Here is a 6,550-nt window from a genome sequence, read left to right as displayed (position 1 = left end):
AGGCGGAGCGAACTCCGGCGCTGCGCGCCTCCGGGCCGAGGATGGCCTTCACCACCGGGCTGAAGCCCGGTGCACTGGCCAAGTCACCGGTAGCAGCAGCTCGGTCGAATCCGGCCCGAAGCCAACCACCCCCGATCACTAACGGCCTTTACAAGTCCCCGTTTTCACGTAAGCTCCCCCTCACCAACCAAACAGCGTCCGGGGGAAACAGTAATGCTGATCGTCACTTCCATCGCCACCGCCGCCGCCCTCACCACCCCCCTCGCCGCCCTCCTCACCCACCGCACCCTCCGCCGGGCCGCCAACGCGCGCCTGATGCGGATCACGACGCCGAACGGCATCGACGAGCAGGGCTTCGTCCGCATCGGCGGGATCGACCAGTGGGTCTCGATCCGGGGCGAGGACCGGGCGAACCCGGTGCTGCTGGAGGTCCACGGCGGTCCCGGTGCGGCCAACTCCCCCTACGGGGCCCGCACCCGGTCCTGGGAGCGGCACTTCACCCTCGTCCGGTGGGACATGCGCGGAGCCGGCCTCACCTTCGCCAACGGCGGCGCGCCCGCCCAGGGCGGGGAGGCCACCTTCGAGCAGCTCTACGCCGATGCCCTGGAGGTCACCCGCCACGTCCGCGAGCGCCTCGGCGTCGACCGGGTCGTCCTCCTGGCGAGCTCCTTCGGCACGGTCTTCGGGCTCCGCCTGGCCCGCAGCCACCCCGAGCTCTTCTCGGCGTACGTCGGCACCGACCAGAACGTCCTGGAGGCGGGCCGCGACACCACCGCGTACGACGCCGCCCTCGGCCGGCTCCGGGCGGCGGGGAAGGCGAAGCAGGCGGCGGAGATCGAGGCCATGGGGCCGGACCCGCGCCGGTGGAGCCGGAAGCAGCGGACCGCGTACGACAAGCTGTGCGTGGGCAGCGACCCGCTGACGCTGGACACCGTGAAGAAGGTGATCCTGGGTTCGATGTGGCTGTCGCCGCTGTACTCGCTCCGCACGATCGCGGCGTACTTCAAGGCGCAGGCCTTCTCGGAGACCGTCATCCCAGGCTCGCACGACATCGACGTCTGGGCCGACGGGACCACCTTCGAGATCCCGTTCTTCGTCTTCCAGGGCGCCCACGACGTGATCACGCCGGCATCCCGCGCGAAGGCGTACGTCGACGCGGTCGACGCTCCCCGCAAGGCGTTCGCGCTGATCGAGGACGCGAGCCACTTCGCGGCCCTGCGCCACCCGGACCGCTTCCTGACCCTCCTCCTGACCCACGTCCACCCGGCCGTCACGGCCGCCCGCACCGCTGCCCCCACCGCTCCCTGACCCACACACCACCGACGCCGAAGGGGGGGTGGGGCCGGATCGGCCCCACCCCCCCTTCCGTCACCTCAGGCCCCCGCCCAGAGCCCCTCCGCGGTCAGCCCCAGCAAATCGATCGCGTTGCCGCGCACGATGCGGTCCACGACCTCCGGGTCCAGGTGGCCCATCTGGGCCTCGCCGACCTCCCGCGACTTCGGCCAGGTGGAGTCCGAGTGCGGGTAGTCCGTCTCGTAGAGGACGTTGCCCACCCCGATGGCGTCCAGGTTGCGCAGCCCGAAGGCGTCGTCGAAGAAGCAGCCGTAGACGTGCTCCGCGAAGAGCTCGGACGGGGGGCGGTGGACCTTGTCGGCGACGCCGCCCCAGCCGCGGTTCTCCTCCCAGACCACGTTCGCGCGCTCCAGGATGTAGGGGATCCACCCGATCTGGCCCTCGGCGTACATGATCTTCAGGTTGGGGAAGCGCTCGAACTTGCCGCTCATCAGCCAGTCGACCATCGAGAAGCAGCAGTTGGCGAAGGTGATGGTGGAGCCGACGGCCGGCGGGGCGTCCGCCGAGGTGGAGGGCATGCGCGACGAGGAGCCGATGTGCATGGCGATGACCGTGCCGGTCTCGTCGCACGCCTGGAGGAAGGGGTCCCAGTCGTCGGTGTGGATCGACGGCAGTCCCAGGTGCGGGGGTATCTCGGAGAAGGCGACGGCGCGCACGCCCCGGGCGGCGTTGCGGCGGACCTCTTCCGCGGCCAGCCGGGCGTCCCAGAGCGGGATGAGGGTCAGCGGGATGAGGCGGCCGTGCGCCTCGGGGCCGCACCACTCCTCCACCATCCAGTCGTTGTAGGCGCGTACGCCCAGCAGCCCGAGCTCGCGGTCCTTGGCCTCGGTGAAGGTCTGGCCGCAGAAGCGCGGGAAGGTGGGGAAGCAGAGGGCGGACTGGACGTGGTTGACGTCCATGTCGGCGAGGCGCTCGGGAACCGAGAAGGAGCCCGGGCGCATCTGCTCGTAGGTGATGACTTCCAGCTTGATCTCGTCACGGTCGTACCCCACCGCAGTGTCGAGGCGGGTGAGCGGCCGGTGCAGGTCCTCGTACACCCACCAGTCGCCGATCGGGCCGTCGTCGCCCTTGGCACCCATGACGGGCGCGAACTTGCCGCCGAGGAAGGTCATTTCCTTGAGGGGGGCGCGGACGATCCGGGGGCCGGTGTCGCGGTACCTGGACGGGAGGCGGTCCCGCCAGACGTTGGGGGGCTCAACCGTGTGGTCGTCCACCGAGATGATCTTGGGGAAGGTCTCCATGCGTTCCAAGGTAGCGTTGAACTGACGAACCGTCAGCTATTCGCGCCACAGTGCCGCCACCGTCCCGCCACAGTCCCGTCGCGCTCCCGCCGCAGTCGCACTTCGGCCAGGAACGGTTGGCTCCGCTGCGGGCTGACTTGTACGTGCAACACAGGGCAGACTGACCCTTGAACCGACGGAAGGCAGGGGGGACGACAGATGGACGGCGTACCGCCCATCCCGCAGCAGCGGAACCACCCCGACGCGGCCCGGTCCCAGAGCGGCACCGGCATCGCGCCGGACGCTCCGGCGCCCGAACCAGCGCCCGTACCGGCACCCGAACCCCCCGGCGATGCCGGAGCCCCCGGCTCCCCCGCCCCCTCCGACAACCGCTTCGCCGTCCTCGGCCCCGTGCGCGCCTGGCGCGGCGCCGAGGCGCTGCCCTCCGGCAGCCCCCAGCAGCGCGCCCTGCTCGCCGTACTGCTGCTGCGCGACGGCCGCACCGCCACCGCGCCCGAGCTGATCGACGCCATCTGGGGCGAGGACCCCCCGCAGCAGGCCCTCGCCACCATCCGCACGTACGCCTCCCGGCTCCGCAAGGTGCTCGAACCCGGGCTGCTCGTCAGCGACGCCGGCGGCTACGCCATCCGGCTGCGCCACCAGGAGGCCCTGGACCTCGGGATCGCCCGCAGCCTGGCCGCCGACGCCGAGAAGGCCCGCGCCGCCGGGGACCGCGCCCTCGCCCGTACGCTGCTGGCCCGCGCCCTGGAGATGTGGGACGGCGAGCCGCTGGCCGGGGTCCCCGGCCCGCACGCCGACACCGAGCGCACCCGTCTGTCCGAGTGGCGGCTCCAGCTGCTGGAGACCCGCCTCGACCTCGACCTCGAAGTCGGCCAGCACGCCGAGGCCGTCTCCGAGCTCACCGCCCTCACCGCCGCGCACCCCCTCCAGGAGCGGCTGCGCGAGCTGCTGATGCTCGCCCTCTACCGCAGCGGCCGCCAGGCCGAGGCCCTCGCGGTGTACGCGGACACCCGCCGGCTCCTCGCCGACGAACTCGGCGTCGACCCGCGCCCCGAGCTGTCCGCGCTCCAGCAGCGGATCCTCAACGCGGACGCCGAACTCGCCCGGGCCGAGGACCCCGCCCCCACCGCGGCGCCCGTCCTGGTGAGGCCCGCCCAGCTGCCCGCCACCGTGCCCGACTTCACCGGCCGCGCCCCCTTCGTCGCGGAACTCGGGGAGATCCTCGCCGGCGCCGACGGGCAGGTCATGGCCGTCTCCGCGCTGGCCGGCATCGGCGGCGTCGGCAAGACCACCCTCGCCGTGCACGTCGCCCACGCCGCCAAGCCGCACTTCCCCGACGGGCAGCTCTACGTCGACCTCCAGGGCACCGAACCCCGCCCCGCGCTCCCCGAAGCCGTCCTCGGCTCCTTCCTGCGGGCCCTCGGCACCCCCGACAGCTCCATCCCGGACTCCCCCGCCGACCGGGCCGCGCTCTACCGCTCGATCCTCGACGGCCGCCGCGTCCTGGTCCTGCTCGACAACGCCCGCGACGCCGCCCAGGTCCGGCCGCTGCTGCCCGGCACCGCCGGCTGCGCCGCCCTCGTCACCAGCCGGGTCCGGATGTCGGGCCTCGCCGGGGCCCATCTCGTCGACCTCGACGTGATGAGCCCCGAGGAGGCCCTGCAGCTGTTCACCCGGATCGTCGGCGCCGAGCGCGTCGGCGCCGAACGGCAGGCCGCCCTCGACGTCGTCGGCGCCTGCGGCTTCCTGCCGCTGGCCATCCGCATCGCCGCGTCCCGGCTCGCCGCCCGCCGCACCTGGACCGTCTCCGTCCTCGCCGCCAAACTCGCCGACGAACGCCGCCGCCTCGACGAACTCCAGGCCGGCGACCTCGCCGTCAAGGCCACCTTCGAACTCGGCTACGGCCAGCTCGAACCCGCCCAGCAGCGCGCCTTCCGCCTCCTCGGCCTCGCCGACGGCCCCGACGTCTCCCTCGCCGCCGCGGCCGCCGTCCTCGACCTCCCCGAGCACGACACCGAAGACCTCCTCGAGGCTTTAGTCGACTGCTCCCTGCTGGAATCCGCCGCCCCCGGCCGCTACCGCTTCCACGACCTCGTACGGCTCTACGCGCGTGCGTGCGCCGACCGCGACGAGCAGCCCGCAGGCCGCGCCGACGCCCTCGACCGGCTCCTCGACTTCTACCTCGCCACCGCCGCCCGCGTGTACGCCGTCGAGCGCCCCGGCGACCGGCTCCCCGCCCACCTCAGCGCCACCCGCCACCCCGGCCTGGTCCTCTCCGACCCCCGTACCGCCCTGGACTGGCTCTTCGCCGAGGCCGACCCGCTGCTCGCCTGCGTACGGCAGTCCGCCGGCCGGCCCAAGGCCCTGCGCCGGGCCGTGGACCTGCTGTGGGCGGCCAAGGACCTCGCCGAGTCCGGCGCCAACTCCAAGCAGTACGAGGCCGCCGCGCTGACCCTGTGCGAGGCCGCCCGCGCCGCCCGGGACGCGCGGGTGGAGGGCCGGGCGCGCACCACCCTGACCATGGTCCACCTGTTCGCCGGCCGGTTCGCCGAGGCCGACGAGCAGGCCCGCCAGGCCATGGAGCTGGCCCGCGGGGCCGGCGACCCGCTGCCCAGCTGCTGGGCGCCCAACGACCGGGGGATCATCGCCCTCTACGAGAAGCGCTACGAGGACGGCGAGCGCTACCTGCTGGAGGCCATAGAGAGCTTCCGCGCCGACGACAACCACATCGGCGAGGCCAGCGCCCTGTGCAACCTCTCCCGCATCCACGTCGGTCTGGGCCGCCTGGACAGCGCCATCGACCTGGCCCGGCAGGGCATCGCCGTCTACGACCGGATGGGCCTGACCCTGCGCCTGGCCAACGGCCGCTACGCGCTCGGCATCGCCCTCACCCAGGCCGGCCGGCTCCCCGAGGCCCTGGACCAGCTCGGCGAGGCCCTGTCCCTCTTCCACGACAACCGGCAGCCGCTGTGGGAGGGCGTCACGCACTTCCGGCTCGCGGAGGCCCACCTGGCGGCGGAGCGGCCCACCCTGGCCGCCAAGCACGCCGAGCAGGCCATCGCGCTGCGCGGCATCGGCGGGGAGTGGCGCCGGGCGACCGTGCTGACGGTCCTGGGCAAGGCGCTGCGGCGGCTCGGCCAGCCGGACCGGGCGCGGGCGTGCTGGCGGGACGCGGAGACGGTCTTCGCCCAGCTCGGGTCGGCGGAGCTGTCCGAGGTGCGGGCCCTGCTGGCGTCGGAACTGGCCGCCTGACCTGCGCGTTCCCGGGCGGGCGGTGGACCGTTGCGCGATGGACGTGGACGTTCATCGTTCGTTTATCGCCGGGCGCCACGATAGGTACATCGACCCGGCGCTTCGGGGGACTACCGGGCCGGTTGGAGGACTACCCGTTCGGCGGTCCACGGGGGAACCGCCGAACGGGCCCGCCCCAGCACGGGCCCGACTCATGATCAGGAGAGCCGAGATGACGACGAACGAGAACAGCCTGCCGCTCGACGGGGACATCAGACCGTTCGACAACCACGCCTCGGGCGCCGAGATCGACCCGCGGGAGCTTCCCGCGGAGCCGCCCGTGGTGAAGCCCGGCGAGACTCCGGACGACAACCACGCGTCCGGCGAGGAGATCGTCTCGCTGGACAACCACGCGTCCGGCCCGCGCCCGTAACACCGGGAGCAGGGCACGGCGTACGGGGGAAGCGTACGGGGGGAAGCGCGTACGGGGGGCCTTGAGCGGTCGTACGGGGGACGTACGGGGGAGCCGCTCGGGGAGCGTACGGGGGAAGAACGCAAGGACGGACGGCCCACGGGGGATTCGGGGGAATTCGGGGCCGTCCGGCACGGGGAAATGAGCGCGGGGGGGGGGGGGGGGGGGGGGGGGGGGGGGGGGGGGGGGGGGGGGGGGGGGGTGTGGTTGGTGCCGGGGTGTTTGCGGTGCCTTCCTTCCCCCCCGTCTCCTC

Annotated in this window: 4 protein-coding genes; 3 read left to right on the top strand and 1 reads right to left on the bottom strand. The window is 73.3% G+C overall.

The genetic code is table 11. The features are described 5' to 3' along the window. The first annotated feature begins 213 nt into the window (after positions 1 to 213). On the top strand, positions 214 to 1,308 hold the full coding sequence (locus AC07A6_RS31440) for an alpha/beta fold hydrolase (RefSeq protein ID WP_478779401.1): 1,095 nt from the start codon (positions 214 to 216) through the stop codon (positions 1,306 to 1,308). Between the two features lie 65 nt (positions 1,309 to 1,373). On the opposite strand, the gene AC07A6_RS31435 is transcribed toward AC07A6_RS31440, so the two are convergent. Then, positions 1,374 to 2,594: an amidohydrolase family protein gene (locus AC07A6_RS31435; protein ID WP_478779400.1), complete on the bottom strand. Its 1,221-nt coding sequence runs from the start codon at positions 2,592 to 2,594 to the stop codon at positions 1,374 to 1,376. A 198-nt stretch (positions 2,595 to 2,792) separates the two neighbouring features. On the opposite strand from AC07A6_RS31435, the gene afsR reads away from it, so the two are divergent. Next, entirely contained in the window at positions 2,793 to 5,846 is a 3,054-nt protein-coding gene (afsR, locus tag AC07A6_RS31430; protein ID WP_478779399.1) for an SARP-family global regulator AfsR, read from the top strand. Positions 5,847 to 6,057: 211 nt separating this feature from the next. Further along, a complete protein-coding gene (locus AC07A6_RS31425) occupies positions 6,058 to 6,258 on the top strand; it encodes a hypothetical protein (protein WP_362472572.1) in 201 nt (66 codons plus the stop codon). The last annotated feature ends 292 nt before the right edge of the window (positions 6,259 to 6,550 follow it).

It is taken from the genome of Streptomyces sp. NPDC044002, from assembly GCF_056434525.1.
Note: the sequence above shows the minus strand (reverse complement) of the source record. Positions and strands in the feature narration are given on the sequence as shown.

What these genes read in the sequence shown, in the direction of transcription:
- AC07A6_RS31440 (WP_478779401.1), top strand. Translation starts at nt 214, where the DNA reads ATGCTGATCGTCACTTCCATCGCCACCGCCGCCGCCCTCACCACCCCC.
- AC07A6_RS31435 (WP_478779400.1), bottom strand. Translation starts at nt 2,594, where the DNA reads ATGGAGACCTTCCCCAAGATCATCTCGGTGGACGACCACACGGTTGAG.
- afsR (WP_478779399.1), top strand. Translation starts at nt 2,793, where the DNA reads ATGGACGGCGTACCGCCCATCCCGCAGCAGCGGAACCACCCCGACGCG.
- AC07A6_RS31425 (WP_362472572.1), top strand. Translation starts at nt 6,058, where the DNA reads ATGACGACGAACGAGAACAGCCTGCCGCTCGACGGGGACATCAGACCG.